Source organism: Mesorhizobium sp. M0633, from assembly GCF_040320645.1.
Taxonomy (GTDB): domain Bacteria; phylum Pseudomonadota; class Alphaproteobacteria; order Rhizobiales; family Rhizobiaceae; genus Mesorhizobium.
The window spans coordinates 57,105-83,213 of record NZ_JAMYQC010000021.1 but is presented as its reverse complement, the minus strand read 5'-3'; the positions used below and the strand labels follow the sequence as shown (position 1 = coordinate 83,213).

Below are 26,109 nucleotides of genomic sequence, written 5' to 3'. Positions count from 1 at the left end.
CGCAGGATTTGCCATCAGAAGAGCTCCGTGCGCAATGGCAAGCGACCCTCAAGCATAGCGAATCATGTACGAATTCGGTCGTATTCTTCGCAAAAAGGGCATCGCCGATGGTGGTTTGTCCGAGACTAACAATTGCGTGAAACTGTCGTCGATTGACCTTGTGCAGCTTTCGGTCCGCGAATATATAGGCGCCAAATTTGGGGTTTGTTGGGTGAGTCGAATGAACGACATCGTTACCGCCGATTACGTACCCTCCGAAGACGAGCCGTTCATGAACGAGCGGCAGAAATCCTACTTTCGCATGAAGCTCGTCACCTGGAAGAACGACATCTTGCGCGAAGCGCGCGAAACTCTCGAAATCCTGCAGCAGGAAAACGCCAACCACCCCGACCTCGCCGATCGCGCCTCCTCGGAAACCGACCGCGCCATCGAACTTCGCGCCCGCGATCGCCAGCGAAAACTCATCTCCAAGATCGATTCGGCCCTCCAGCGCCTTGACGAAGGCACTTACGGTTATTGCGAGGAGACGGGCGAGCCGATCGCGCTGAAGCGGCTCGACGCGCGCCCGATCGCCACCTTGTCGATCGAGGCACAGGAGCGCCATGAGCGGCGCGAGAAGGTCTACCGCGACGACTGAGTCGCCGGGAAAAACAGCGGCATCGGTAAAGCGTTCAAAATGGCCGGTTTTCCGGCCATTTTCATTGGCCGTTCGCTATCGGCCTATCTTTTCTGATTGGACAACTCGCCGAGGAGCTTCGTCATCTCGTCGTCGAGAGAGGGCGACGCCTTCGCCACCGGCTTGCTCGGCGTTTGGCTGAAGCGTGGCTCGTCGAGGGAAACCTCCAGCTCCTTCATCAGCGCATCGTCAATCGACTCGTGCTGTGCCGGCGGCTCGTATCTTGCCGGGGGGTCCTGCCTTGCCGGCGGCTGCGCATGCCGCGAGGCATTGGCGTTGACGGATCCATAACTTGGCAACGGCGTGACGTTCGATGCCGGTTTCGGCGCCGGCGCCGGCATTGTTGCCGGCATCGTCGCCGTCTGGCGGGCTCGGACAGGGGTCGCGGTTACGCCTGCCGGCTGCGGTGGCGCTTGCCTCGCCGGCGCGGCTGTGATCGAAGCCGACCTTGCTGCCGGCTGGTGGCCGTTGTCTCCGGTCAATGCCGGGCGCCGCAGCGCCGAGAGCCTGATGTCGCGCTCGACGACGACGTCGGTCGGACCACCGATCAAGAGCAGGTGCTCGATATCGTCGCGGCGCACCAGCACCAGCCGCCGGTGACTGTCGACCGCTGTGGCATCCATGACAGCCAGCCGCGTCTTGCGGTTCCTGCCGCCGGCGACGAATGTCCCGAACGTCAGGCTGCGGACCAGCCTGATGATAAGAAGAATGATGAGCAGAAGGACAAGTACTGCAAACGTCCATAGGATTGCTGCGGCATAACCAGGACCCGCCACGCCATCCAGCCATTGCAGCATTGGTTCCCCCAAAATCAGCTTTCGAAGAGAGGCGACACTAGACTGTTGCGGCAGGCCACCGCAAGTTGCCTTTCACGCTTCGTGAACAGCTTGAAACGCCGGGAGCCGAACGGCGTCATTTTTAACGGACATCTGCAGCCGGGCCTTTTCCCAACCCTGAGAATATGATTCAACCGACACCGGAATTCACGAGCAGGGGGCACATGGCCAAGGAAGCGCGCGGCGATTTCTATCCGGTACCTATCGTCGACCAGAACACGCGGCCGGGAGCGGTCACCCGGCTCATCGTCTTCATCGTCGTCCTGACTGGGGCAGCGATCGTCTTCGGCCTTTTCCGCGAGCGCCTTGGCGATCCATTCCTGCTCGGCATGCTTGGCGTGCTGGCGATGATCGGCGTCGGCTTTCTATTCGCCACTGCGATCGGCTTCGTGCACATCACGCCGCGCTCGACAAGCGACGAACTGTCGAAAGCTTTCGTCGATTCGATGTCGCAAGGTCTCCTGGTCACCGACACCAAAGGCCGTATCATCTACGCCAACCGGACCTATGCCGATATGACGGGTGCCGAGTCGGCCGCCGACCTCAAGACCGTCGAAGGTTTGCTTTCAGACGTTCCCGAGGCCTCGGTGACCATATACCGGCTGGCGTCCGGCCTGCGTGATGGCCAGCCTGGCGACGGCGAGTTTCGGCTCGCGCAGTCCATTCGGCCAGGCGCCGAACCGGGCGCTCGCTGGTACCGCGTTCGGGCCCGCGCCTTCAGCGTTCCCGGCCAGCGGCTGCCCATGCTTGCCTGGCAGCTTGCCGACATCTCGCAGGAACGGGCCGAGCAGGAGCGGTTCTTTCTCGACCTGCAAAAGGCGATCGATCACCTCGACCATGCGCCGGCCGGTTTCTTTTCGGCCGACCAGGAAGGCCGCGTCACCTATATCAACGCGACCCTTGCGGAGTGGCTGGGCATCGACCTGGCCAGCTTCACTCCCGGCGCCATCACGCTGCCGGAGATCGTCGCCGGCGACGGCATGGCGCTGGTCCGTTCGGTCAAGGCCGACGCTGGTACCACGCGCAATGCCGTTATCGACCTCGATCTGACGACGATGACCGGCGAGGCGCTGCCGGTGCGCTTCATGCATCGTGTCTCGGCCAGCCGAGAGGGGCTCAACGGCCCGACTCGCACCATCGTGCTCAACCGGACGCAAGGCGAGGACGCTTCGGCCGACCTCCGCGCATCGGAAATACGCTTCACGCGGTTCTTCAACTCGACGCCGATGGCGATAGCCGGCGTCGACCATGCCGGCCGCATCCTGCGCACCAATGCGCCGTTCCTGTCGCTGTTTTCCTCGGTCGTCGACCGCGATGCGGTCGATCGGCGTGTGCGGCTGGATACGGTGATCCACGAGCGCGACCGGCCGGCTTTCGCCGCGGCCTTTGAAAAGGCACGCCAGCAACAGGCTGACATCGAGCCGATCGATACGGTGCTGCCCGGCAATGAGGAGCGCCACATACGCTTCTACGTCAACGCGGTCGCAGACGGTACCGGTGGCGAGGGCGCCGAGGAATCGGCCATCGTCTATGCCGTGGAGACCACTGAGCAAAAGGCCCTCGAGGGCCAGATGGCGCAGAGCCAGAAGATGCAGGCGGTCGGCCAACTCGCCGGCGGCATCGCGCATGATTTCAACAATGTGCTGACCGCCATCATCATGGCCTCGGACCTGCTTTTGACCAACCACCGGCCGTCCGATCCGTCGTTCCCGGACATCATGAACATCAAGCAGAATGCCAACCGGGCGGCCTCGCTGGTGCGGCAGTTGCTGGCCTTCTCGCGCAAGCAGACGCTGCGGCCGGAGGTGCTCAACCTGACCGACGTGCTCGCAGATCTAAGGATGCTGCTTGCCCGGCTGGTCGGCAACGACATCAAGCTCAAAATCGACCATGGCCGCGACCTGTGGCCGGTCAGGGTCGATATCGGGCAATTCGAGCAAGTGGTGGTCAATCTGGCGGTCAATGCACGCGATGCGATGCCGGCCGGCGGCGAGCTCACCGTACGCACCCGCAACGTCAGCGCCGGAGAGTGCAAGACCTTTTCCTACCGCGAACTTACTCCGGCCGACTATGTGCTGGTCGAGGTCGAGGACAGCGGCAGCGGCATCGCGCCTGATGTGCTGAAAAAGATCTTCGAGCCCTTCTTCACGACAAAGGAGGTTGGCAAGGGAACCGGCCTCGGCCTGTCCATGGTCTATGGCATCATCAAGCAAACAGGCGGCTTCATCTTCTGCGATTCCGAAGTCGGCAAGGGATCCGTGTTCCGCATCTTCCTGCCGCGGCACATTGCGGAGGCAAGGAAGGCGGGCGAGGCTGGAGAAGTGCCGGCCGCCCCTGCCAAGATCGCCGACTCAGCCAAGGATCTGTCGGGCTCGGCCACGGTGCTGCTGGTCGAGGACGAGGACGCCGTGCGCATGGGCGGCATGCGGGCGCTGAAATCGCGCGGCTACACCGTCCACGAGGCGTCGTCGGGCGTCGAGGCGCTTGAAGTCTACGAAGCGCTCGGCGGCAAGGTCGACGTCGTGGTGTCGGACGTGGTGATGCCGGAAATGGATGGCCCGACGCTGCTTGGCGAATTGCGCAAACGGCAGCCCGACATCAAGTTTATCTTCGTGTCCGGCTATGCCGAAGACGCGTTCGCCAAGAACTTGCCGGCCGACGCGCATTTCGGCTTCTTGCCGAAGCCGTTTTCGCTCAAGCAATTGGCCACGATCGTAAAGGACATGCTGGAATCCTGACCCTTCCAACGCTCCGCTTGCGCAATGTCGTGAGACTGCCATGATTGCAGGCGAAACGGGCGACGGGTTTTGGAAGCATGCCGTGACGCCACACAACGAGGCTAGCAAAGGCGACTACGCAAGCACGGTGCTGCTGCCGGGCGACCCGCAGCGCGCTGAATGGATGGCGGAGACCTTTCTGGAAGCGTCGCGCTGCGTCAACCGCCGCCGCGGCGCGCTCGGCTTTACCGGGTTGTTTCGCGGCAAGCCTGTCAGCGTCCAGTCCACCGGCATCGGCGTCCCGTCATTCCTGGTCTACGTGCACGAGCTGCTGGATTTCTACGGTGCGAAAACGTTGATCCGCACCGGCACCTGCGGCGGCCTGACCGCCGAGATGGCGCTGCGCAGCCTGGTGATCGCACAATCGGTGCGCGGCGAAAATGCGGAGAGCGGCCAGGTTTTTGGTCTCTATCGTGCCGATGCCGGCCCCGATCCTGCATTGTTGGCCCAGGCGTTGGCCCGGGCTTCGGAACTCGGGATCGACCATCGGGCCGGGCTGACGATCTGCAGCGACATTTTTTATCATCCGCTGGGGCGCGAACGCTTTGCCGAAGCACAGGCACAGGGGGCGCTCGCCGTGGATATGGAAACCAGCGCACTCTACCGCATTGCGGCCGATTTCGGCGCCCGGGCGCTGTCGATCCTGACCGTCGTCGACAATGTGGCAACCGGCGAGCAGACCGACTATTCCGAACGCCAGGGCCTTTTCACCGATATGACCCGGCTGGCGCTCGACATGGCGGCGGAGAGCTAGGCGGCTTCTACTTCGGAGTACGGAACCTCGCCAGGTTCCGTACTTTTCAACGCTTCGTGCAGGTCGAGGCGGTAAAGGCGCCGTCTGGCTGCTTCATGATGATATCGAAGGACGGGGTGGTTCCGCTTTCCAGCGTCGCCTGCGTAAGCGAGATCGAGTTGCCGCCACTGGTGTAGCCGCCCAGCGGACCCAGCCAGGTGATCACGCCGTCTGCATCCATCTGGTAATTGTAGCTTTGCGGCGCGATGCCGAAGCTCACCGGACCGCTATAGACGTTTCCCTTGATGGTGATGTCGCCGAGGCTGAGGAACATGCCAAGCAGATAGACTTCGCAATGATAGGAGCCGTCCGGCAGCTTGCCGTCGCTGAAGCCGGCGCGCGCTACGGTCGTCGCCGCCAGCAGAAGCATGGCGGTGAAAATGCAAGAAGCTCTGAAGGCCATGGAGTCCCCCGTTAAGGGTTCGAACTTGCCTCATTTCGCTGCGGCGCTGCAATCCTCGCCAGCGCTCATATGATGCTGCTCAAAATTCGGGCATTGGTGTATATGTGAGTAAAACTTAGGCTGATACAAGTGATCTTTTCTCATTTCAAACCTGGCAGGGGAGGTTCATCTCCTGCGGCTAATACATTAACCGACTGACAGGGCTGGGAAATCTCAAACACTCCGATCTTTCGCCGGTGATTGGCACAGCCGTTGCATGGTCCTGTTCCGATGCAGTTAACCAGCTTGGGAGTTTAAAAGTATGAGGGGCAGTTTCTCGACAATAACAAAAATGTTTTCGGCCGGCGTGGTCACCGCCGGCCTGCTGATGAGCATTCCCGCCAGGGCGGCCGACGACACCATCAAGGTCGGCATCCTCCATTCGCTGTCGGGAACCATGGCGATCTCGGAGACGACGCTGAAGGACGCCATGCTGATGCTCATCGAAGAGCAGAATGCCAAGGGCGGCCTGCTCGGCAAGAAGCTCGAGGCGGTGGTCGTCGATCCGGCTTCCAACTGGCCGCTGTTCGCAGAAAAAGCGCGCGAGCTGATCTCGAAGGACAAGGTCGCCGCGGTGTTCGGCTGCTGGACCTCGGTGTCGCGCAAATCGGTGCTGCCGGTGTTCAGCGAGCTCGACAACATCCTGTTCTACCCCGTCCAGTACGAAGGCGAGGAAAGCGAGCGCAACGTGTTCTACACCGGTGCGGCGCCGAACCAGCAGGCCATTCCGGCCGTCGATTATCTGATGAGCGAGGATGGCGGTTCGGTGAAGCGCTGGGTGCTCGAAGGCACCGACTACGTCTACCCGCGCACCACCAACAAGATCCTCGAAGCCTACCTGAAGGCGAAAGGCGTTGCCGCCGAAGACATCATGGTCAACTACACGCCGTTCGGCTTCTCCGACTGGCAGACCGAAGTCTCGGCGATCAAGAAATTCGGTTCGGCCGGCAAGAAGACCGCCGTCGTCTCGACCGTCAACGGTGACGCCAATGTGCCGTTCTACAAGGAACTCGGCAACCAGGGCATCAAGGCCGAGGACATTCCGGTCATGGCCTTCTCGGTTGGTGAGGAAGAGCTTGCCGGTCTCGACACCGCGCCGCTGGTCGGCCATCTCGCCGCCTGGAATTATTTTGAGAGCGTCGACACGCCCGAGAACGCGAAGTTCATCGCCGACTGGCACAAATTCATCAAGAACGACAAGCGCACCACCAACGACCCGATGGAAGCCCATTATATCGGCTTCAACATGTGGGTGAAGGCGGTCGAGAAGGCCGGCACCACCGATCCGGACAAGGTCATCGACGCCATGGTCGGCGTCTCGGTGCCGAACCTGACCGGCGGTTATTCGACGATGATGCCGAACCATCACATCACCAAGCCGGTGCTGATCGGCGAAATCCAGGCCGACGGCCAGTTCGAAACCGTCTCGCAGACGCCGGGCCTGGTGATGGGCGACGAGTGGTCCGACTATCTGCCTGACTCCAAGGACCTGATCTCCGATTGGCGCGCGCCTCTGTCCTGCGGCAACTTCAACGTTGCCACCGGCAAATGCGGCGGCAAGGGAACCAACTGATCCTCCCGGTCTGTCCTCCCAGACCCGCAAGCCTCCGGGCAGGCTCCTCCTCCAGCCTGCCCGGAGGCGACATTCAATCTTCAAGAGCCACCAGAAACCAATGATCCTGATCCGCGCGATTGGCCTGATGCTGCTCCTTCTCCAGGGGACGCTGCTGCCGTCGAACGCCAGCGAAGCAGATCTGCACGTGGTCATCGCCAAATTCGCCACCGCCGCCAATTTTCCGGCGATAGAAGCCGTGGTGCGGGAGCTTGCGGCTTCCGGCGATCCGGCCGTAGAACGGCCGCTTGCCGCGCTTGCGGAGGGCAGCCTTTACGTGCGCAAGGCCGATTCACTGGTCTTTGTCGGTAAGGAGAGCGGCGACGGCATCGAGCTGCTCGATGCGCTTACCGGCGAAAGATCGGGCGAAGCTGCCAAGGCCGACATCACCAAGATCAAGGTCAACAACACGCTGCGCCGCGTCATTCGCGATGCATTGGGCACGCTGACGCTTGGCTCAAAGGATCCGGCCGTGCGCATTGCCGCCGCCGACACCATGTTCAAAACGCCCGACGCGGCAAACATCGAGCCGCTCGACACCGCCATCGCCAATGAGAGCGTGGCAAGCGTCAAGGCGCTGCTAGAACAGGCCCGCGCCGCGTCGGTTCTCGTTTCCGACAGGCCGGAGGCCGACAAACTGGCGGCAATCGCGCTCATCGGTGCGCGCAGCGACCGCGATGCGGTGTCGCTGCTCACGTCGGTCGAGGCCAGTTCCGAAGGTGCGGTGAAAGACGCGGCGACGGCTGCGATCGCCAACATCAATTCGACGCTGGCGCTGTGGGATGCCGGCCAGAATATCTGGTACGGCATATCGCTTGGATCGGTGCTGCTGCTGGCGGCGATTGGCCTTGCCATCACTTTCGGCGTCATGGGCGTCATCAACATGGCGCATGGCGAGATGGTCATGCTCGGCGCCTACACGACCTTCGTCGTGCAGGAGGTTATCCGTAATTCCTTTCCCGGTCTGTTCGACTGGTCGCTGGTCATCGCCCTGCCGCTGGCCTTCCTGGTGGCGGCGCTCGTCGGCCTTGTCATCGAGCGCGGGCTGATCCGCTTCCTCTATGGACGGCCGCTGGAGACGCTGCTGGCGACATGGGGTGTGTCGCTGATCCTGCAGCAGGCCGTACGCACCATCTTCGGGCCGACCAACCAGGAGGTCGGCAACCCGTCCTGGATGTCCGGCTCGTTCAATATCGGCCAGCTTGCCGTGACCTGGAACCGGCTCTGGATCCTGGTATTCGCGCTCGGCGTGTTCGCGGTGCTGCTCTACGTGATGAAACGCACGCCTTGGGGGCTGCAGATGCGTGCCGTCACCGCCAATCGCCGCATGGCCGCCTCGATGGGCATCAGGACGCCTTGGGTCGATGCGCTAACGTTTGCACTCGGCTCCGGCATTGCCGGCATCGCCGGTGTCGCGCTCAGCCAGATCGACAACGTCTCGCCCAATCTCGGCCGCGGCTACATCATCGACAGCTTCATGGTCGTCGTTTTCGGCGGTGTCGGCAATCTTTGGGGCACGCTGGTCGGCGCTTTCTCGCTCGGCATCGTCAACAAGTTCCTCGAACCTTATGCCGGAGCAGTGCTCGGCAAGATCGTCGTTCTGGTGCTGATCATCCTGTTCATCCAGAAACGCCCGCGCGGCTTGTTTGCGCTCAAGGGCAGGTCGGTGGAAGCATGATGACGGGACGCTTCTTTGCCGCCGGCGCCGACCGCCGTGTCGCCATCACCATCTTCATCCTGCTGGCGGTCGCCATCATTGTGCCGCTGCTCAATCTTGCGGTCTCGCCGACAAGTGCGTTTTACGTGCCGTCCTATATCGTTGCGCTCACCGGCAAATACCTCTGCTACGCGCTGCTCGCCTTGGCGCTCGATCTCGTCTGGGGCTATTGCGGCATCCTCTCGCTCGGCCACGGCGCCTTCTTCGCGCTCGGCGGTTATGCGATGGGCATGTATCTGATGCGCCAGATCGGCTCGCGAGGCGTCTACGGCAATCCGCTGCTGCCGGATTTCATGGTGTTCCTTAACTACAAGGAATTGCCATGGTTCTGGTATGGTTTCGACCATTTCTGGTTTGCCGCGATCATGGTGCTTGCGGTGCCCGGCCTGCTCGCCTTCGTCTTCGGCTGGTTTGCCTTCCGCAGCCGCGTCACCGGCGTCTACCTGTCGATCATCACCCAGGCGATGACCTATGCGCTGCTGCTTGCGTTTTTCCGCAACGACATGGGTTTCGGCGGCAACAACGGCCTGACCGATTTCAAGGACATTCTAGGGTTCAACGTGCAGGCCGACATGACGCGGTCGGCGCTGTTCGCGGCCAGCGCCGTCATGCTGGCGTTTGCCGTCTTCGTCACCTGGGCAATCGTCGGTTCCAAGTACGGCAAGCTTTTGATGGCGGTGCGCGACGCCGAAAGCCGCACACGCTTCCTCGGCTGGCGGGCGGAGAACGTCAAACTGTTCGCATTCACCCTGTCGGCGGTGATGGCCGGCATCGCCGGTGCGCTTTACGTGCCGCAGGTCGGCATCATCAACCCTGGCGAATTCGAGCCGTCCAATTCGATCGAGGTGGTGGTGTGGGCGGCCGTCGGCGGGCGCGGCACCATCGTCGGGCCGATCATCGGCGCGCTTCTGGTCAATGCCGGTAAATCCTGGTTCACCGGCGTGCTGCCTGAATTCTGGCTGTTTGCGCTGGGCGGACTGTTTGTCGCCGTCACGCTGTTCCTGCCCAAGGGCATCATCGGCATGTGGGATTCCTGGCGCGGCAACGCCAAGGCGCTGCGGGCGGCCTCGGTTGCCGAGGAAGTCGGCATCGATCCCGATGCGCCGGTGCCGCCGAAAACCGACCGCTCGGCGGCGAGAAGGCCGGGCGACTGGTCGGCCTCCGGCGCCGAACCGCAGCCGGCGGAGTGATGGCCTGATGTCGAAGAGCAACACCATCCTCTATCTCGACGGCGTGTCGGTTTCCTTCGACGGGTTTCGCGCCATCAACAACCTTTCGCTGGTGCTCGACAAGGGCGAGATGCGGGCGATCATCGGCCCCAACGGCGCCGGAAAGACGACGATGATGGACATCGTCACCGGCAAGACGCGGCCCGACGCGGGTGAAGTTTTCTTCAACGGTGAGGTCGACCTGACCAAACACGACGAGGCCGAAATCGCCATGATGGGCATCGGCCGTAAATTCCAGAAGCCGACCGTCTTCGAAAGCCACACGATCGAGGACAATCTGATGCTGGCGCTGAAAGGCCCGCGCTCGATCTTCCCGGCACTGTTCCATCGTCGCTCGGCCGCGGACGTGCGGCAGATCGACGACATCCTCGGCATCATTCGGCTTGGCGACAAGCGTGACGAACTCGCCGCCAATCTGAGCCACGGCCAAAAGCAATGGCTCGAGATCGGCATGCTTCTGGCGCAGGATCCGAAGCTGCTGCTGGTCGACGAACCGGTTGCCGGCATGACCGACGCCGAGACCGAGGAAACCGCGCGGCTGCTCAGGGACATCGCGCGCGACCATTCTGTCATCGTCGTCGAGCACGACATGCATTTCGTGCGCGAGCTCGGCGTCAAGGTCACCTGCCTGCACGAAGGCTCGGTGCTTTCCGAGGGCAGTCTCGACTTCGTTTCGGCCGACGAGCGCGTCGTCGAAGTCTATCTGGGGAGATGAACATGGTCTGGCGCGTTCCGTTCCATCATTTCGACCTTTCGTTCTTCACGCGTTGGAGAAAACGCTGACCATGCTCGAAGTCTCCAATGCCACGCTGCACTACGGGGCTGCCCAGGCGCTGCGCGGCGTCTCGCTGAAGGCCGGCGCCGGCAAGATCACCTGCGTGCTCGGCCGCAACGGCGTCGGCAAGACCAGTTTGATGAGATCGATCGTCGGCCATCACCGGCTGACGAGCGGAAGCGTTGCCTTCGAGGGGAAGGCGCTCGACCGGAGCGCGGCGTATGATCGCGCCCGGTCGGGCATCGCATTCGTGCCGCAGGGCAGGGAGATATTTCCGCTGCTTACGGTGCGGGAAAACCTCGAATCGGGTTTTGCGCCGTTGAAGCGCGCCGATCGCAACATTCCCGGTCACGTCTTCGAATTGTTTCCGGTGCTGAAGCAGATGCTCGCGCGCCGCGGCGGCGATCTTTCCGGCGGCCAGCAGCAGCAGCTTGCCATCGGCAGGGCGCTGGTGATGCGGCCGAAGCTGCTGGTGCTCGACGAGCCGACCGAAGGCATCCAGCCGTCGATCATCAAGGACATCGGCCGCGCCATCCGCTATCTGCGCGACCAGGCCGGTATCGCCGTGCTTCTGGTCGAACAATATCTCGACTTCTGCCGGGAATTGGCCGACGAGGTCAACATCATGGACCGCGGTCAGATCGTCCATACCGGCCCCGCCGAGGATCTCGACCGGGCGGACGTCCGCAAATTCCTGACTGTCTGAATTCTTATTGATTCCGTTACTTTGCAACTCTGGCGCGCTGCAGATTGCGTGCTAGATTTTGCTTGGCCTTGGTGAGTCGGCCGCTTTCCGTACCAGTTTCAACTTGGCAGATCAGGGGAAGGCGCGGCCCGCGTCGGCACGCTTGCGCGCAAGCCCTTCCAGCGATCTGTTGTCGTCCAACATTTCGGGTGCTTGGGAGCCAGGGCCAGTCAATGGAGCGCTATGTCGAGGACTACCAGAAACGACGGCTCACGGAGCGCGTCGATATCCTGACAGCCATCAACATTCTGAAATCGCAGGGGTATGACCACGACGAACTCATCGCGGAGATCACCAAGGTCTTCTATGTCGATCTCGATGCTTTCAAAGAGATTGTCAGGGTTGATCGGCGTCCGGACGAGCGCGCCGCATAGCCGGTAATTGAGGACCCGGCCAGGCAGACCACCGACAGCGGGGGCGTCAGCCTGCGACCCGCTTCATCAGCGCGATGGCGCCGAATGGAGCGCGGACCTTGCCCTCGGTGATGAAGTAGACGAACACGTCGCGTGGCTTGACCGGCGCGTCGGTTGAAGGAGCGACACGCGGCAGGTCGGCCGGCACCTTGCCTTCCGCCCAGGTTTTTGCGCGCGCCGCCCATTCATCGAGCGCCTTTGGCGTGTAGCAATCGGGATTGTCGTCGCTGCCGGTCTGCAGCCGCGCATAGATGAAATCGCCGGTGACGTCGGCAATCCCCGGATATTTGGCGTGGTCGGCATAGACGATGGCGGCCTTGTGCTTTCGCGCCAAGGCGGCGAACTCCGGCACGACGAAGCTGTCGTTGCGCACCTCGACCGCATGGCGCAGCGCAACGCCGTCCTGCTTTTCCGGCAACAGCTTGAGGAAGGCCTCGAAATCGTCCGGGTCGAATTTCTTGGTCGGCGCGAACTGCCACAGGATCGGCCCGAGCTTGTCGCCAAGTGCCGCGACGCCCGACCCGAGGAAGCGCATGATCGATTCCCCGGCCTCGCCGAGCACGCGGCGGTTGGTGACGAAGCGGTTGCCCTTCAGCGAATAGACGAAACCATCCGGCGCCTCGTTGGCCCATTTGACGAAGGTCGGCTCCTTGAAGCTCGAATAATAGGTGCCGTTGACCTCGATAGTGAGCACCTGCCGGCTGGCATAATGCAGTTGCTTGGCCTTCGACAATTTGTCCGGGTAGAAGGACGTGTCCCACGGCTCGAAGGTCCAGCCGCCCATGCCGGCGCGGATTGTTCCTGATTGAGTCATGGTCGTCCTCCCGGTTTGCAGAAAAGGATCACGCGATGGCGGTCGTCTCGACGGCTTTCGCCATGTCGACGATCGTCCATCCTGGCCGATATGGATTGGGCCGGCGACCCGTTTCGCGAAAGCCGTAGGCCTTATACAACGAAACGTTCCGTTCCATTCTGGCATTGGTGTAGAGTCGGATTTCCGGCAAGCTCCACAAGCGCGTCTGTTGCTCGGCCCAGTCGAGCAGCCCGATGCCGAAACCCTTGCCCTGAAAGGCGGGCGCAACGGCGACGCTGAAGATCATTGTATGGTCCGCATGTCGTTCGAGAACGATCAAGCCGGCCGGCTGTCCGTCCTGCTCCGAAAGCCAGACCTCGCCGCGTTCTATGCGCGGCGCATAGTCCTCGGTGACGGGGATCGGCGGTGCGCCGAGCAGGGCAGTGTAGGGCGCGTAGGCGTCGGTGGTGAGCGAGATCACCATGGGGAGATCATCGGCCCGAGCGGCTCTCATGATCAAAACTGGCCCGCGCCGGCAGCGGCCGCAATCACCTTGTCCATGCCGGCCGCTATCGCGGCGACGGCATTGCGACTGGCGTCGCCCAAGCCGTGGCGCTCGGCGAGCCAGTGCGCGTCATTGTAGGAGAGCCAGACCTTGCCTTGCTCGTCCTCCCAGGCCAGTGCCTTGACCGGCAGATCGATGCCGGCAAGCTGCCGGTCCTGCATCAGCGGCGTGCCGCCTTTCGGGTTGCCAAAAATCAGAAGCTGGGTCGGACGCAGAGAAGCTTCGACACTGCGCGCACCGGCGGCGTGGTCAATGCGGGCGAAGACCAGCAATCCTGCACGTTCCACAGTCCCGACCAGGCGATCGATCGTTTCGGCCACGCCGAAGCGGCTTTGGACCGTGATGAGACCGTTCTTTGCCATCACTCCGCCGCTTCGCGCTTGCCTCCGGGGCGCCGCTCCAGCAATTCCCTCAGGAACTGCCCGGTATAGCTGCGTTTTTCGCGAACGATGTCCTCAGGCGTGCCGGACGCTACCAGCTCGCCGCCGCCGTCACCACCTTCGGGGCCAAGATCGAGCACCCAGTCAGCGGTCTTGATCACCTCTAGATTGTGCTCGATGACAACGACCGTGTTGCCCTGGTCGACCAGCTCGTGCAGCACTTCAAGCAGCTTGGCGACGTCGTGGAAATGCAGGCCGGTGGTTGGCTCATCGAGAATGTAGAGCGTCTTGCCGGTCGCCTTGCGGGACAGTTCCTTGGCAAGCTTGATGCGCTGCGCCTCGCCGCCCGACAAAGTCGTTGCCTGCTGGCCAACATGGATGTAGCCGAGGCCGACCCGTTTCAGCGTCTCCAGCTTGTCGCGCACACCGGGCACGGCGGCGAAGAAATCGACGCCTTCCTCGACCGTCATGTCGAGAACGTCGGCGATTGATTTGCCCTTGAACAGGACGTCGAGCGTCTCGCGGTTGTAGCGCTTGCCGTGGCAGACGTCGCAGGTGACGTAGACGTCGGGCAGGAAGTGCATCTCGATTTTGATGACGCCGTCGCCCTGGCAGGCCTCGCAGCGGCCGCCCTTGACGTTGAACGAGAAGCGGCCCGGCTGGTAGCCGCGCGCCTTGGCCTCCGGCAGGCCGGCGAACCAGTCGCGGATCGGCGTGAAGGCGCCGGTATAGGTGGCAGGGTTGGAGCGCGGGGTGCGCCCGATCGGCGACTGGTCGATATCGATGACCTTGTCGAGGAATTCCAGCCCCTCGATTCGGTCATGCTCGGCCGGATGCTCGCGCGAGCCCATGATGCGGCGCGACGCCGCCTTGAACAGGGTCTCGATCAGGAAGGTCGACTTGCCGCCGCCGGATACGCCGGTGACGGCGGTAAACGTGCCGAGCGGGATTTCGGCGGTGACGTTCTTCAGATTGTTGCCGCGCGCGCCGACGACCTTCAGCCGGCGGTTCTTCTTGGCCTCACGCCGCACTGCCGGCGTCGCCACTTCCAGCTCGCCCGACAGATATTTACCGGTGATCGAAGCGGGCGTCGCCATGATCTGCTGCGGCGTGCCCTGGGCGATGATGTGGCCGCCATGGATGCCGGCCGCCGGGCCGATATCGACGACGTAGTCGGCATGCAGGATGGCGTCCTCGTCATGCTCGACGACGATGACCGTGTTGCCGATGTCGCGCAGATGCTTCAGCGTGTCGAGCAGGCGGGCATTGTCGCGCTGGTGCAGGCCGATCGACGGCTCGTCGAGCACATAGAGCACGCCGGTCAGGCCGGAGCCGATCTGCGAAGCCAGCCGGATGCGCTGGCTCTCGCCGCCCGACAACGTGCCGGAGTTGCGCGACAGCGTCAGATAGTCGAGACCGACATCGTTGAGGAAGCGCAGCCGCTCGCGGATTTCCTTGAGCACGCGCACCGCGATCTCATTCTGCTTGTCGTTGAGCGATGCAGGCAGGTCGGTGAACCACTGGTCGGCCTTGCGGATCGACAGCTCGGTGACCTCGCCAATGTGCTTGCCGGCGATCTTGACCGCGAGCGCCTCGGGCTTCAGCCGATAGCCGCGGCAGGCCGGGCAGGGCGTGGCCGACATGAAGCGCTCGATCTCCTCGCGCATCCAGGCGGATTCGGTTTCCTTCCAGCGGCGCTCGAGGTTGGGGATGACGCCCTCGAAGGTTTTCGTCGTCTTGTAGGAGCGCAGGCCGTCATCGTAATGGAAGGTGATTTCGCGCTCGCCGGTGCCGTGCAGGACGGCTTGCTTTGCCTCCTCGCTCAAATCCTTGAACTTGTCGCCGAGCTTGAAGCCATAGGCAACGCCCAGCGCTTCCAGCGTCTGCGCATAGTAGGGCGAGCTCGACTTCGCCCAAGGGCTGACGGCGCCGGCGCGCAGCGAGACATTCTCGTCGGGCACGACCAGGCTGGCATCAATGGCGCGTTGGCTGCCGAGCCCGTCGCAGGTCGGGCAGGCGCCGAACGGATTGTTGAAGGAGAACAGCCTGGGCTCGATCTCGGGAATGGTGAAGCCGGACACCGGGCAGGCGAACTTTTCCGAGAACAGCATGCGTTCATGCGTCTCGTTCTTCGATTTGTTGACCGAATCCTCGCCGGTCTGGCTGGCGTCGAGCGGCTTGTCGGCAAATTCCGCCACCGCCAGCCCGTCGGCCAGCTTCAGCGCGGTCTCGATGGAATCGGCGAGCCGCGTCGCCAGATCGCCGCGCACGACGATGCGGTCGACGACGACGTCGATATCGTGCTTGTACTTCTTGTCCAGCGCCGGCACGTCGGCGATCTCATAGAAGACGCCATCGACTTTGACGCGCTGAAAACCCTTCTTCTGCAGCTCCAGCAGTTCCTTGCGGTACTCGCCTTTGCGGCCGCGCACCATCGGCGCCAGAATGAACAGCCGGGTGCCTTCCTCGACAGCAAGCACCCGGTCGACCATCTGCGAAACCGTCTGGCTCTCGATCGGCAGGCCGGTGGCCGGTGAATAGGGTACACCGACGCGGGCGAACAAAAGCCGCATATAATCGTAGATCTCGGTGACGGTGCCGACCGTCGAGCGCGGGTTCTTCGAGGTGGTCTTCTGCTCGATGGAGATGGCCGGCGACAGGCCGTCGATCTGGTCGACGTCAGGCTTCTGCATCATTTCGAGGAATTGCCGTGCATAGGCCGAAAGGCTCTCGACATAGCGGCGCTGGCCCTCGGCATAGATGGTGTCGAAGGCAAGCGATGACTTGCCGGACCCCGACAGGCCGGTCATGACGATCAGGCTGTCACGCGGCAGATCGAGATCGACATTCTTCAGATTGTGTTCGCGTGCCCCGCGAATGGAGAGATATTTATGGTCGGCCATCGCCGGTCGCCGCCTCAGAATCTGGAATTCGTGGGATGGGCGGGTTTTCCCGACCACCCCCTATGTAGGCAATTTCGCCGCCTTTTCGAGAGACGCCACAACTCTCGACCAAAGCGTTTAACCGCCTTTCGCGCGAACGGGCAAGCGGAAAGAACAAAGGCCGAACACGCTCCTGACAAAAGCTGCCCGTGGGGCCGGCTTCCCAAAACGTCTCGCGATCACATTTTTCGGTAATCGGCTATTCAAGGTTGACGTCCCTGCACCGTGGGGGCAGACTCCAGACGTCAACGAAGCCGGCCGTCTTTCGATGGCCTCGCGGCCTGGGGCTAGCCTGCGAGACGCCGCGGGTTATGCGATGAGCGCTTCGACGACGACAGTCGCAACCAACAGAAGGAGAGCAGAGGCATGACTCCACCGGATTGTTCGTTGAGGCTCCACGTGTCGCTGGAGCCGCGGCAGGTATAAGTGGCCAGGGTCAGGCGTTTTCGCTGCCCGCCAAACGGATCTGCTGATCCCCATAAAATCAGAGACTGCTAGTCGGATCGTCGGCTGAATGCCGCGAAGCATCCGAAATAAAATGCCGGCAGTACACTCCCGGCAATTTGGATTTCAGATCCAAGAAGCCCCGTCAGTTGCAAACGCAATGGCGGGGCTGTTCGTTTGAAGCGCAATATTTGTGGTTCACACCAGGCGAGCTTAGCGGCTGGAGGGCCTGATCCCGCCGGTAGCGACATCGATGGTGATGCTACCGGAAATCCGAACGTCGGTATCGCCAATCTTGAAGGTGCCGTTGCCGCTGCCTGGAGCCATATCGTCAGGCTCAGGCCGCGGCGCTGGCTCGGCGATGCGATAATCGCTGGTCACACCGGGCAGGGCGCCCTTTTGCGAAGACATCGAATTATCTTGGGCAAGTGCCATACCCACCAGCATGTTCGTGCCGGCTACGGTAGCGATAGCAAGGCATAACAGGCTGGACGAGCGGCTGGCGGTCATCGCCGGACTATAGTGCCGCGATAGCGGCAAGACCAGACCGATGTCGCTGAAATTGCGGGCGCTCAATCGCGTCAGTTCCGTCCGCCGGCCCGGCTCGTTCATGCGGCCTGCTTGCGAGTGTCGAAAACATGGTCGACGAGGCCCCAATCCTTGGCCTCCTGCGCGGTCATGAAAAAGTCGCGGTCGAGCGTGCGTTCCACTTCTTCGTAGGTGCGGCCGCAATGGCGGGCGTAAAGATCGGTCATGCGCCGCTTGGTGCGAAGGATGCCCTCGGCATGGCGCTGGATATCGGAGGCTTGGCCCTGGAAACCGCCGAGAGGCTGATGCAGCACGATGCTGGTGTTGGGTAGCGCGATCCGCCGCCCCGGTGTGCCGGCCATCAAAAGGAACGAGGCCATCGAGGCGGCGAAGCCCATACAAACCGTGGAGACCGGGCAGCTGATATACTGCATCGTATCGTAGATCGCGAAACCGCTGGTCACCACGCCACCCGGCGAGTTGATGTAGAGCGAGACCTCCTTGTCGGGATTGTCGGATTCCAACGACAGAAGCTGGGCGCAGACCAGCGCCGAGGTGCCGTCGTCGATCGCCCCGTTGATGAAGACGATGCGCTCGCGCAGCAGCCGCGAAAAAATGTCGAAGGCGCGTTCGCCGCGGCTCGACTGCTCGATCACCATTGGCACCAGATTGGCAAGGCCGCTCATCGGTTCTCTCCGTTGACTGTTGTCGTTCAGGCCGCGCGCAGGAAGAGGCGCGGCGTGTTTGCGGCGATCTGCTTGTGTCTGGGAGTGCGCGCTTCAAACGAAAGCCGGCAACCGGCGCCTGCCATCGCGATCTCCGGCACTGCTGCCCGAGCAAAACCATCATGGACGATGCGCAGATGCGTGCCGCCGGAAACGGTGCGGTCGAGCGTAAAGGTGACGATGCTGTCCACAGGGCTGTCGTTCATTGGGCTGTCCAGGGGACTGCCGGGCGGCACCTGCGTATCGCCGGGCGCCGGCCGCTCCCGCCAGGAATAGCGCAGCAGCCGTCCGGGATCCGCGTCGAGGATTTCGCACTCGATCGGCGCATTCGGCGCTTTAAAGGCAAAGCGGTTGCCGATTTCGGGCTTGATGTCGTTCGGCATCATCCAGGCCGCGAGCAGGTCCGGCACCGTCAGCGCCCGCCACACCTTTTCCGGCGGCTCGGGCAGCTCGCACTCGAACTCGATCTTGTCTGCGGCCATTTCGGCGCGTTCTTTGCCTCGGCTGGTCATTGGTCCATGTCCTTCAAAACCGTCTTGAGCCTTTCGATGCGCTCTGGCCAGAACGCACGGTAGCGTTCGATCCAGCCGAGCAGTGGCGCGAGCCCCTTCGGATCGACGCGGTAATAGGCGTTGCGACCGGCCCGGCGCTCGACCACGAGGCCGGCGCCGCGCAGCACTGCGAGATGTTGCGATACCGCCGGCTGCGATACCGGTATGCCAGTGCGCAGTTCCGACACCGTCATCTCGCCGTCGGCGAGCCGCTCATAGACGGCGCGACGCGTTGGATCCGCTAGTGCCCGAAAAATGTCTGCTTCGATCATGCCGAAAGCATAAGTCAATGCTTATCGGTTTGGCAAGCCGTGTTTTTTAAGACAGGCGGTGTTTTTTAAGACAGGCGAGGTTTTACAAACTCGCTGGAAGCCAGCGTCTCACCATGTCGGGGGATCCGTTGAACGTCGCCTCGAAAACTGGTGACGCGAGCACAGCATGAATATGAAGCAATTCGGAGCCGACGTTTCGGAAGCCATGTTGCCTGTGCGCGGCAACAACAAGCGACTGTCCGGCAGTCAAGACGAGATGCTCTTCGTCGATCCACATCTCGGCTCTGCCAGCGATGACGGTAAGCACTTCCTCGACGGGGTGCCAATGTGTCGGGGCGCCAACCGCGGGTTCGACCCATTGTTCGAATATGCAAAGTTGAGTTGCGCCGTTGCAGGCCGAGACATGCATGCGGGTCTTTACTCCCGTCCGCCATTCTTCTTGCGGCTGATCGTCATGCTCGACCATCTTCATTGAGTTCGCCTCGATCTCAGGGTTCGTGGAAATTCGACGCCAAGACACTACTTGTTACTGACATCTATTGACAGCGCAGGGCCTGTACTATAGAACGAAAAGAGAACAAAAACGTTGTGGGAAAAGGCAGCGACGGCAGGCAGGGATTATCCATAGCCTGTAAGGTGCGGCGACAAAAATTTGGTTTCGGATGAGCGCGGAGAAGTGTCATGGCGGGTAGCGTCAACAAGGTCATTCTGGTGGGCAACCTCGGGGCGGACCCTGAAATCCGCCGTCTGAATTCGGGTGACCCGGTTGTCAACATCCGCATCGCGACGTCGGAAAGCTGGCGCGACAAGACATCCGGAGAGCGCAAGGAAAAGACCGAGTGGCACAATGTCGTGATCTTCAACGACCAGATTGCCAAGGTGGCCGAGCAGTATCTGAAGAAGGGCATGAAGGTCTATGTCGAGGGCCAGCTGCAGACGCGCAAATGGCAGGACCAGACCGGCAATGACCGCTATACGACCGAAATCGTGTTGCAGAAATTCCGCGGCGAGCTGCAGATGCTCGATGCGCGGGGCGAGGGCGGCGGCCAGGTCGGCAACTATGCCGGTGGTGGTGCGAGCCGCGGTTCCGATTTCGGCCAGTCCGGCCCGGGCGAAAGTTTCAATCGCGGTGGCGCCAACAAGGGCGGCGGCGGTGGTTCGTCGCGCGAGCTGGACGACGAAATCCCGTTCTGATTTTTCGGGGCGGACTGCCCTTGCGGCGAAAAGCGCCGGCACCTTGGCCACGAAATGGCGTCCCGAAAATCTGTCTTGGATTTTCGGGACGTTGTGCGTTTGAGCGGTGAAAGGACGTATCAGGTGAAGGCAAGGGTCAAATGGGTCGAGGAGCGCACTTTCGTTGGCGAGTCCGCCAGTGGGCACAAGCTGGTGCTAGGCACTGCGTTCGGGCCGGAGGGCAAGACGCCGGGGCCGAGCCCAATGGAACTGGTGCTGATCGGCACTGGCGGCTGCTCGGCCTATGACGTGGTCCATATCCTCGAAAAGGGGCGCGAGGCGGTCGAAGATTGCGTGGTCGAACTCGATGCCGACCGTGCAGAAGCCGATCCCAGGGTGTTCACCCGCATTCACATGCATTTTGTCGTCAAGGGCCGGGCGCTATCACATGACAAGGTGAAGCGGGCGATCGGGCTTTCGATCGAGAAATACTGCTCGGCCTCGGCAATGATGGCCAAGACTGCCGAGATTACCCACGACTTCGAAGTCATTGAAACGACAGCGAAGTAGGGCTGTTCCTACGTCGCCATCAGCGCCTTGATGCCGTCGGCGACGAACTGTACGGCGAGCGCCGCCAGGATGACGCCGAGCAGCCTTGTCAGGATCGAACGGCCGGTTTGGCCGAGGATACGGTCGATGCGCTCTGACAGCACGAACACCAGGTAGGTGATGACGAGGCAGATGGCGATGATGCCGACAAGGGCTGTCTGCGCGCCCAAACCCTGAAACGAGCTTGAGAGCAGGACGGTCGCCGAAATCGCGCCGGGACCGGCAATAAGCGGGATCGCCAGCGGAAAGGCGGCGATGTTGTGGATCATGTCCCTGGTGATGGCGACGTCGCCGATCTTCTCCTTGCGGTCCTGCCGGCGCTCGAACACCATTTCGAAGGCGATGAAGAACAGCAGAAAGCCGCCGGCGACGCGGAAGGCCGGCAGAGTGATGCCGAAGACTGACAGGATCGACGCGCCGGCGATTGCGAACAACGCCATTACCAGGAAGGCGATGACCGAGGCGCGCACGGAGACCTGGTTGCGCTCCTCGCGGTTCATGCCGCGGGTCACGGCGAGGAAGAGCGGCGCCAGGCCGGGCGGATCGATCGTCACCAGTATGGTGACGAAGGCGTTGAACAGGCTGTCGAAGCTCGGCATGCTGGCCCTCCCCGCCGGCAAAGCCGGATAACGGGATTGGTAAAGCAAAGCGGAGCCAGTGGAAACCGTGCGGATCAGGGGCTGACGGCCCGGCGCGCCAGAAACTCGACTTCGAGACGCCAGGTGGCGCCGTCGTCCTGTGAGCGTTCGCCCAGCCAGCGGAACGAATTTTCGGTGATGCGCGAAAAGCTCCAGCGCACAGCAGATCCGGTGCCGTCTGCGCCTTGCTGGATGATGGTGTCGCCCTCGGCACGGCCGAGCTGGCGGCTGTAGTACTGATTGCGCGGATCGCTCCAGAAGATGTGCCAGGCGTCAACGCCGGGATCGTAGACGCGCAACGTTGTGCCATAGAAGGTCCATTTGCCGAGCGAGGGCGAGGGGCCGGCGTCACGGGCAGGCAGGATCCATACGTCCTGGATCGCGCGGCCTTCGAGCGCCCAGCCGAAATGCACTTCGCCGCGCCCGGTCAGCACCTGACCGTCCTCGAGATGGCGCGTGGCGTCGAACGTCCAGGCGCCGACGAAGCGGCCATAAAGATCCAGTTTCTCGGCAAGGGCCGGTACGGGCCCTTCGCTATGCAGGGCCTTGGCAAAGGAATTGGACATGGCTTCGCTCTCATCTTGTCAGGAGGGCAAGCATAGAGGCCGACAGGGGTTCTGTGCTTGGGAAAAGTTGCTATGTTTCGGCGATGACGACGAGCGCGCACAGGCTGGCGTCGGGCCGAGGCTGGCAGGTGTCGGATGTCATCTGCACCGCCAGCGCCGCCGACAGGCCATTCGAGGAGGAGCATCGGGATTTCTGCGTTGCCGCCGTAACCAACGGCACCTTCCGCTATCGTGCGCGCGAGGGCACGGCGATGCTGGCGCCGGGCGCGCTCCTGCTCGGCAATCCCGGCACATGCTATGAATGCGGTCACGAGCATGGCGCCGGCGACCGCTGCCTCTCCTTCCATTTCGGACCGGCCTATATGGAGCGGATCGTCGCCGACGTGCCGGGCACGAAGACGCTCGATTTCGGCACGCCGCGCCTGCCGCCCTTGCCGGCGCTGGTGCCGCTGCTTGCCGAAGCGGAGGCGGCGCGCGAGATGGCCGACACCGGCGCGTTCGAGGAACTCGCCCTGCGCATTGCCGGTGCCGCGGTGACAGCGGCTTGCAGCGCCACGGATCGGGGACGGACGCCGAGCCGCCGTGACCAGAAGCGTGTTGCCGAAGCGGTGCGGCGCATCGAAGTCGATGCCGACCGGCCGATCTCGCTTGCCGAACTCGCCGACGAGACCGCCACCAGCCCTTACCATTTCCTGCGCACCTTCCGGCACGTCGCCGGTATGACGCCCTACCAATTCCTGCTGAGAGCGCGGCTGCACAGGGCAGCCGTGCGGCTCCGGACGTCGGATCAGACGATTTCGGCGATTGCCTTTTCGGCGGGATTCAACGATCTATCAACCTTCAATCGTCGTTTCCGGCGGCTGATGGGCGAGGCGCCGGGTACTTATCGCGCCCGCCGGCGACGCCCGTGAAAGGGTGCCACGGCCATATCGTCGCAATTGGTTTATCCTTTTGAATTTGCCGCTAAAAACCACACTGGAAAACTGCCGCGATTGTTGGAGTTTCAGGCTGGCTTCCTATATAAGCACCAAGTGATTCCTGATTAGATTGTGATCCGATTTGACCGACCAAAAGACACCGCGCGGCGCCGACGGCGGCCCCACCGGCATCGAGCCGATATCCATCATCGAGGAGATGCAGCGCTCCTATCTCGATTACGCCATGAGCGTGATCGTCAGCCGCGCGCTGCCGGACGTGCGCGATGGCCTCAAGCCGGTGCATCGCCGCATCCTCTACGCCGCCTATGAGAGCGGCTATCACTGGAACCGCAAATATGTGAAATCGGCACGCCCGGTCGCCGACGTGATGGGTAAATACCATCCGCATGGCGACGCCTCGATCTACGACGCTTTGGTGCGCATGGCGCAGGATTGGTCGCTGCGCGTGCCGCTGATCGACGGGCAGGGCAATTTCGGCTCGATCGACGGCGATCCGCCGGCGGCGATGCGCTACACGGAATCGCGGCTGACCAAGGTCGCGCATGAGTTGCTGGAAGACATCGACAAGGACACAGTCGATTTCCAGGACACTTACGATGCGTCCGGCAGCGAACCGAAAGTCCTGCCGGCGCGCTTCCCGAACCTGTTGGTCAACGGCTCCGGCGGTATCGCCGTCGGCATGGCCACCAACATCCCGCCGCACAATCTGGGCGAGGTCTGCAACGGCGCCATTGCCCTCATCGATAATCCGGCGATCGACCTTCCGGCGCTGATGGAGATCATTCCGGGACCGGATTTCCCGACCGGCGGCATCGTGCTTGGCCGTTCCGGTATCTACAGCGCCTATTCGACCGGCCGCGGCTCCATCGTCATGCGCGGCCGCGTCAACGTCGAGGCGCGCGGCAACGATCGGGAATCGATCGTCATCACCGAGGTTCCCTATCAGGTGAACAAGGCGTCGATGATCGAGAAGATGGCCGAGCTGGTGCGCGACAAGCGCATCGAGGGCATTTCCGACATTCGCGACGAGAGCGACCGGCAGGGCTACCGCGTCGTCATCGAACTGAAGCGCGACGCGGTCGCCGATGTCATTCTCAACCAGCTTTACCGCTTCACCCCGCTGCAGACATCCTTCGGCGCCAACATGGTGGCACTGAACGGCGGCAAGCCGGAATTGCTGACTCTGACCGACATGCTGAAGGCGTTCGTCGCCTTCCGTGAGGAGGTGATCAGCCGGCGCACAAAATTCCTGCTGCGCAAGGCGCGCGACCGCGCCCATGTGCTGGTCGGCCTTGCCATCGCTGTTGCCAACATCGATGAAGTCATCAAGCTGATCCGCAGCGCTCCGGACCCGCAGACGGCGCGCGAGCAGTTGATGGAGCGGCGCTGGCCTTCGGGCGACGTGGAATCGCTGATTCTTCTGATCGACGACCCGCGCCATCGCATCAACGAGGACGGTACCTACAATCTCTCCGAGGAGCAGGCGCGCGCCATCCTCGAACTGCGCCTGCAGCGCCTGACCGCGCTCGGCCGCGACGAGATCGCCGACGAGCTGAACACGATCGGCGACGAGATCAAGGACTACCTGGACATCCTCTCGTCCCGCGCCCGCGTCCAGCAGATCGTCAAGGACGAGCTCATCGCCGTGCGCGACGAGTTCGGCACGCCGCGCCGCACCGAGCTCGCCGAGGGCGGGGCGGACATGGAAGACGAGGACCTGATCCAGCGCGAGGACATGGTCGTCACGGTCAGCCATTCCGGCTACATCAAGCGCGTGCCGCTGTCGCTCTACCGGGCGCAGCGCCGCGGCGGCAAGGGCCGCTCCGGCATGTCGACCAAGGAAGAGGATTTCGTCACCCGGCTGTTCGTCGCCAACACGCACACGCCGGTGCTGTTCTTCTCCTCGCGCGGCATCGTCTACAAGGAAAAGGTCTGGCGCCTGCCGATCGGCAACCCGCAATCGCGCGGCAAGGCGCTGATCAATATGCTGCCGCTCGAACAGGGCGAGCGCATCACCACGATCATGCCGCTGCCGGAGGATGAGACGAGTTGGGGCGAGCTCGACGTCATGTTTGCCACCACGCGCGGCACCGTACGTCGCAACAAGCTGTCGGACTTCGTCCAGGTCAACCGCAACGGCAAGATCGCCATGAAGCTGGACGAGGAAGGCGACGAGATCCTCGGCGTCGAGACCTGCACCGACAATGACGACGTGCTTTTGACGGCAAGTTCCGGCCAGTGCATCCGCTTTCCGGTCAGCGACGTACGCGTCTTCCAGAGCCGCAATTCGGTCGGCGTGCGCGGCATTGCGATGGCCGATGGCGACCGGGTGATCTCGATGGCGGTGATCGAGCATGTCGATGCGCCGCCGGCGGAACGTGCCGCCTACCTCAAGCGGGTGGTGGCCGAACGCCGGCTCGCTGCTGACATTGCGGCCGGCGAGGAGGAAGAAATCCAGCTCACCAATGAAGAGGTCGGCGAAGAGGCGGAGCTTTCCGACGACCGCTATGAGTTCCTCAAGGCGCACGAGCAGTTCGTGTTGACGGTGACGGAATATGGCTACGGCAAGCGTTCATCGTCCTACGATTTCCGCCTGACTGGCCGTGGCGGCAAGGGTATTCGCGCCACCGACGTCTCGAAAACGGCCGAAATCGGCCGCCTGGTGGCGACCTTCCCGGTCGGCAACGACGATCAGATCATGCTGGTTTCGGATGGCGGCACCGTCATTCGCGTCCCGGTCAACGGCATTCGTTTCGCCAGCCGCGCCACCAAGGGCGTTACTATCTTCAATACCGCAGAGGGCGAGAAGGTCGTTTCGGTGGAGCGGATTTCAGAACCGCAAGCCGACGAGGAGATCGAAGAGAGTGTCGATACTGAAGGTGGCGCTTCCACCGATGCCGAAGGTGGGGAGCCTGATACTACCGTCGAGTGAGTTTGCCACGACGGCGCCAGCCCTATGGGCCGGCGTGT

26 protein-coding genes are annotated in these 26,109 nt (G+C 62.4%); 13 read left to right on the top strand and 13 right to left on the bottom strand.

The genetic code is table 11. From position 1 onward, the window contains the following. Nucleotides 1-220: 220 nt before the first annotated feature. Nucleotides 221-637 (top strand): RNA polymerase-binding protein DksA, encoded by a 417-nt coding sequence (gene dksA / locus NKI47_RS21560; protein WP_023674847.1) that lies wholly within the window; start codon nt 221-223, stop codon nt 635-637. Between the two features lie 83 nt (nt 638-720). On the opposite strand, the gene NKI47_RS21555 is transcribed toward dksA, so the two are convergent. After that, nucleotides 721-1,473, bottom strand: a complete 753-nt coding sequence (locus NKI47_RS21555) for a hypothetical protein (RefSeq protein ID WP_352568747.1) — start codon at nt 1,471-1,473, stop codon at nt 721-723. Between the two features lie 203 nt (nt 1,474-1,676). On the opposite strand from NKI47_RS21555, the gene cckA reads away from it, so the two are divergent. After that, on the top strand, nt 1,677-4,250 hold the full coding sequence (cckA, locus tag NKI47_RS21550; protein WP_023674849.1) for a cell cycle histidine kinase CckA: 2,574 nt from the start codon (nt 1,677-1,679) through the stop codon (nt 4,248-4,250). Between the two features lie 82 nt (nt 4,251-4,332). Next, complete coding sequence (locus tag NKI47_RS21545; RefSeq protein ID WP_023674850.1) at nt 4,333-5,043, top strand: purine-nucleoside phosphorylase; 711 nt, start codon at nt 4,333-4,335, stop codon at nt 5,041-5,043. Nucleotides 5,044-5,089: 46 nt separating this feature from the next. Here NKI47_RS21545 and NKI47_RS21540 read toward each other — a convergent pair whose 3' ends face one another. After that, nucleotides 5,090-5,485: a hypothetical protein gene (locus tag NKI47_RS21540; RefSeq protein ID WP_023674851.1), complete on the bottom strand. Its 396-nt coding sequence runs from the start codon at nt 5,483-5,485 to the stop codon at nt 5,090-5,092. A 301-nt stretch (nt 5,486-5,786) separates the two neighbouring features. Here NKI47_RS21540 and urtA point away from each other — a divergent pair, with 301 nt between their 5' ends. The 6 genes from urtA to NKI47_RS21510 all read left to right on the top strand — a co-directional run bounded on the left by urtA (nt 5,787) and on the right by NKI47_RS21510 (nt 11,976). Next, on the top strand, nt 5,787-7,097 hold the full coding sequence (gene urtA / locus NKI47_RS21535) for an urea ABC transporter substrate-binding protein (RefSeq protein ID WP_023674852.1): 1,311 nt from the start codon (nt 5,787-5,789) through the stop codon (nt 7,095-7,097). Nucleotides 7,098-7,197: 100 nt separating this feature from the next. Then, complete coding sequence (gene urtB, locus NKI47_RS21530; RefSeq protein WP_352593534.1) at nt 7,198-8,814, top strand: urea ABC transporter permease subunit UrtB; 1,617 nt, start codon at nt 7,198-7,200, stop codon at nt 8,812-8,814. Further along, the gene (urtC, locus tag NKI47_RS21525; RefSeq protein ID WP_502898065.1) at nt 8,814-10,043 is read left to right on the top strand and encodes an urea ABC transporter permease subunit UrtC; all 1,230 of its coding nucleotides are present in this window, start codon (nt 8,814-8,816) and stop codon (nt 10,041-10,043) included. The genes urtB and urtC overlap by 1 nt, the downstream gene beginning before the upstream one ends. Before the next feature lie 7 nt (nt 10,044-10,050). Then, on the top strand, nt 10,051-10,797 hold the full coding sequence (urtD, locus tag NKI47_RS21520; RefSeq protein WP_023674855.1) for an urea ABC transporter ATP-binding protein UrtD: 747 nt from the start codon (nt 10,051-10,053) through the stop codon (nt 10,795-10,797). A 70-nt stretch (nt 10,798-10,867) separates the two neighbouring features. Next, a complete protein-coding gene (gene urtE / locus NKI47_RS21515; RefSeq protein ID WP_126041867.1) occupies nt 10,868-11,563 on the top strand; it encodes an urea ABC transporter ATP-binding subunit UrtE in 696 nt (231 codons plus the stop codon). Nucleotides 11,564-11,775: 212 nt separating this feature from the next. Next, entirely contained in the window at nt 11,776-11,976 is a 201-nt protein-coding gene (locus tag NKI47_RS21510) for a hypothetical protein (RefSeq protein WP_352593528.1), read from the top strand. A gap of 46 nt (nt 11,977-12,022) precedes the next feature. Here the strand turns inward: NKI47_RS21510 and NKI47_RS21505 are convergent, their stop codons facing one another. From NKI47_RS21505 to NKI47_RS21465, 9 genes are all read right to left on the bottom strand, one after another. Beyond that, on the bottom strand, nt 12,023-12,829 hold the full coding sequence (locus tag NKI47_RS21505) for a DUF72 domain-containing protein (RefSeq protein WP_352593525.1): 807 nt from the start codon (nt 12,827-12,829) through the stop codon (nt 12,023-12,025). A gap of 28 nt (nt 12,830-12,857) precedes the next feature. Next, nucleotides 12,858-13,328, bottom strand: a complete 471-nt coding sequence (locus NKI47_RS21500; protein ID WP_352593522.1) for a GNAT family N-acetyltransferase — start codon at nt 13,326-13,328, stop codon at nt 12,858-12,860. Further along, on the bottom strand, nt 13,325-13,735 hold the full coding sequence (locus NKI47_RS21495; RefSeq protein WP_352593519.1) for a DUF302 domain-containing protein: 411 nt from the start codon (nt 13,733-13,735) through the stop codon (nt 13,325-13,327). The genes NKI47_RS21500 and NKI47_RS21495 overlap by 4 nt, the downstream gene beginning before the upstream one ends. Beyond that, the gene (gene uvrA / locus NKI47_RS21490) at nt 13,735-16,656 is read right to left on the bottom strand and encodes an excinuclease ABC subunit UvrA (RefSeq protein ID WP_352593516.1); all 2,922 of its coding nucleotides are present in this window, start codon (nt 16,654-16,656) and stop codon (nt 13,735-13,737) included. The genes NKI47_RS21495 and uvrA overlap by 1 nt, the downstream gene beginning before the upstream one ends. A gap of 696 nt (nt 16,657-17,352) precedes the next feature. Beyond that, on the bottom strand, nt 17,353-17,751 hold the full coding sequence (locus NKI47_RS21485) for a hypothetical protein (protein WP_352593513.1): 399 nt from the start codon (nt 17,749-17,751) through the stop codon (nt 17,353-17,355). Next, nucleotides 17,748-18,353 (bottom strand): ATP-dependent Clp protease proteolytic subunit, encoded by a 606-nt coding sequence (locus NKI47_RS21480; protein ID WP_352502501.1) that lies wholly within the window; start codon nt 18,351-18,353, stop codon nt 17,748-17,750. Before NKI47_RS21480 ends, NKI47_RS21485 begins: the two co-directional genes overlap by 4 nt. Nucleotides 18,354-18,379: 26 nt before the next feature. Further along, nucleotides 18,380-18,904 (bottom strand): SRPBCC family protein, encoded by a 525-nt coding sequence (locus NKI47_RS21475; RefSeq protein WP_352593510.1) that lies wholly within the window; start codon nt 18,902-18,904, stop codon nt 18,380-18,382. Continuing rightward, on the bottom strand, nt 18,901-19,215 hold the full coding sequence (locus NKI47_RS21470; RefSeq protein ID WP_352448759.1) for an ArsR/SmtB family transcription factor: 315 nt from the start codon (nt 19,213-19,215) through the stop codon (nt 18,901-18,903). The genes NKI47_RS21475 and NKI47_RS21470 overlap by 4 nt, the downstream gene beginning before the upstream one ends. A gap of 82 nt (nt 19,216-19,297) precedes the next feature. Continuing rightward, nucleotides 19,298-19,687, bottom strand: coding sequence for a cupin domain-containing protein (locus NKI47_RS21465; RefSeq protein ID WP_352593507.1), 390 nt, complete (start codon nt 19,685-19,687; stop codon nt 19,298-19,300). 209 nt (nt 19,688-19,896) lie between these two features. Between NKI47_RS21465 and NKI47_RS21460 the strand changes: the two genes are divergently transcribed. Together NKI47_RS21460 and NKI47_RS21455 are read left to right on the top strand one after the other, a co-directional pair. Next, nucleotides 19,897-20,409, top strand: a complete 513-nt coding sequence (locus NKI47_RS21460; RefSeq protein WP_352448761.1) for a single-stranded DNA-binding protein — start codon at nt 19,897-19,899, stop codon at nt 20,407-20,409. Nucleotides 20,410-20,532: 123 nt separating this feature from the next. Continuing rightward, complete coding sequence (locus NKI47_RS21455; protein ID WP_352455706.1) at nt 20,533-20,958, top strand: OsmC family protein; 426 nt, start codon at nt 20,533-20,535, stop codon at nt 20,956-20,958. 8 nt (nt 20,959-20,966) lie between these two features. Here NKI47_RS21455 and NKI47_RS21450 read toward each other — a convergent pair whose 3' ends face one another. Together NKI47_RS21450 and NKI47_RS21445 are read right to left on the bottom strand one after the other, a co-directional pair. Then, nucleotides 20,967-21,596: a MarC family protein gene (locus NKI47_RS21450; protein WP_023674869.1), complete on the bottom strand. Its 630-nt coding sequence runs from the start codon at nt 21,594-21,596 to the stop codon at nt 20,967-20,969. Nucleotides 21,597-21,670: 74 nt separating this feature from the next. Next, a complete protein-coding gene (locus NKI47_RS21445) occupies nt 21,671-22,201 on the bottom strand; it encodes a hypothetical protein (protein ID WP_352593502.1) in 531 nt (176 codons plus the stop codon). Between the two features lie 83 nt (nt 22,202-22,284). On the opposite strand from NKI47_RS21445, the gene NKI47_RS21440 reads away from it, so the two are divergent. Both NKI47_RS21440 and gyrA read left to right on the top strand, forming a co-directional pair. Beyond that, nucleotides 22,285-23,112, top strand: a complete 828-nt coding sequence (locus NKI47_RS21440) for a helix-turn-helix transcriptional regulator (RefSeq protein WP_352593499.1) — start codon at nt 22,285-22,287, stop codon at nt 23,110-23,112. A gap of 148 nt (nt 23,113-23,260) precedes the next feature. Continuing rightward, complete coding sequence (gyrA, locus tag NKI47_RS21435; RefSeq protein WP_352593496.1) at nt 23,261-26,071, top strand: DNA gyrase subunit A; 2,811 nt, start codon at nt 23,261-23,263, stop codon at nt 26,069-26,071. The last annotated feature ends 38 nt before the right edge of the window (nt 26,072-26,109 follow it).

Excerpts from the sequence above, each read along its gene's own strand:
- urtE (WP_126041867.1), top strand. The coding sequence starts at position 10,868 with ATGCTCGAAGTCTCCAATGCCACGCTGCACTACGGGGCTGCCCAGGCG.
- uvrA (WP_352593516.1), bottom strand. The coding sequence starts at position 16,656 with ATGGCCGACCATAAATATCTCTCCATTCGCGGGGCACGCGAACACAAT.
- NKI47_RS21485 (WP_352593513.1), bottom strand. The coding sequence starts at position 17,751 with ATGAACGAGCCGGGCCGGCGGACGGAACTGACGCGATTGAGCGCCCGC.
- NKI47_RS21480 (WP_352502501.1), bottom strand. The coding sequence starts at position 18,353 with ATGAGCGGCCTTGCCAATCTGGTGCCAATGGTGATCGAGCAGTCGAGC.
- NKI47_RS21555 (WP_352568747.1), bottom strand. The coding sequence starts at position 1,473 with ATGCTGCAATGGCTGGATGGCGTGGCGGGTCCTGGTTATGCCGCAGCA.
- NKI47_RS21440 (WP_352593499.1), top strand. The coding sequence starts at position 22,285 with ATGACGACGAGCGCGCACAGGCTGGCGTCGGGCCGAGGCTGGCAGGTG.
- dksA (WP_023674847.1), top strand. The coding sequence starts at position 221 with ATGAACGACATCGTTACCGCCGATTACGTACCCTCCGAAGACGAGCCG.
- urtD (WP_023674855.1), top strand. The coding sequence starts at position 10,051 with ATGTCGAAGAGCAACACCATCCTCTATCTCGACGGCGTGTCGGTTTCC.
- NKI47_RS21460 (WP_352448761.1), top strand. The coding sequence starts at position 19,897 with ATGGCGGGTAGCGTCAACAAGGTCATTCTGGTGGGCAACCTCGGGGCG.
- NKI47_RS21445 (WP_352593502.1), bottom strand. The coding sequence starts at position 22,201 with ATGTCCAATTCCTTTGCCAAGGCCCTGCATAGCGAAGGGCCCGTACCG.
- NKI47_RS21540 (WP_023674851.1), bottom strand. The coding sequence starts at position 5,485 with ATGGCCTTCAGAGCTTCTTGCATTTTCACCGCCATGCTTCTGCTGGCG.
- NKI47_RS21510 (WP_352593528.1), top strand. The coding sequence starts at position 11,776 with ATGGAGCGCTATGTCGAGGACTACCAGAAACGACGGCTCACGGAGCGC.
- NKI47_RS21470 (WP_352448759.1), bottom strand. The coding sequence starts at position 19,215 with ATGATCGAAGCAGACATTTTTCGGGCACTAGCGGATCCAACGCGTCGC.
- NKI47_RS21505 (WP_352593525.1), bottom strand. The coding sequence starts at position 12,829 with ATGACTCAATCAGGAACAATCCGCGCCGGCATGGGCGGCTGGACCTTC.
- NKI47_RS21465 (WP_352593507.1), bottom strand. The coding sequence starts at position 19,687 with ATGAAGATGGTCGAGCATGACGATCAGCCGCAAGAAGAATGGCGGACG.
- urtC (WP_502898065.1), top strand. The coding sequence starts at position 8,814 with ATGACGGGACGCTTCTTTGCCGCCGGCGCCGACCGCCGTGTCGCCATC.
- NKI47_RS21495 (WP_352593519.1), bottom strand. The coding sequence starts at position 13,735 with ATGGCAAAGAACGGTCTCATCACGGTCCAAAGCCGCTTCGGCGTGGCC.
- NKI47_RS21450 (WP_023674869.1), bottom strand. The coding sequence starts at position 21,596 with ATGCCGAGCTTCGACAGCCTGTTCAACGCCTTCGTCACCATACTGGTG.
- cckA (WP_023674849.1), top strand. The coding sequence starts at position 1,677 with ATGGCCAAGGAAGCGCGCGGCGATTTCTATCCGGTACCTATCGTCGAC.
- NKI47_RS21475 (WP_352593510.1), bottom strand. The coding sequence starts at position 18,904 with ATGACCAGCCGAGGCAAAGAACGCGCCGAAATGGCCGCAGACAAGATC.
- urtB (WP_352593534.1), top strand. The coding sequence starts at position 7,198 with ATGATCCTGATCCGCGCGATTGGCCTGATGCTGCTCCTTCTCCAGGGG.
- urtA (WP_023674852.1), top strand. The coding sequence starts at position 5,787 with ATGAGGGGCAGTTTCTCGACAATAACAAAAATGTTTTCGGCCGGCGTG.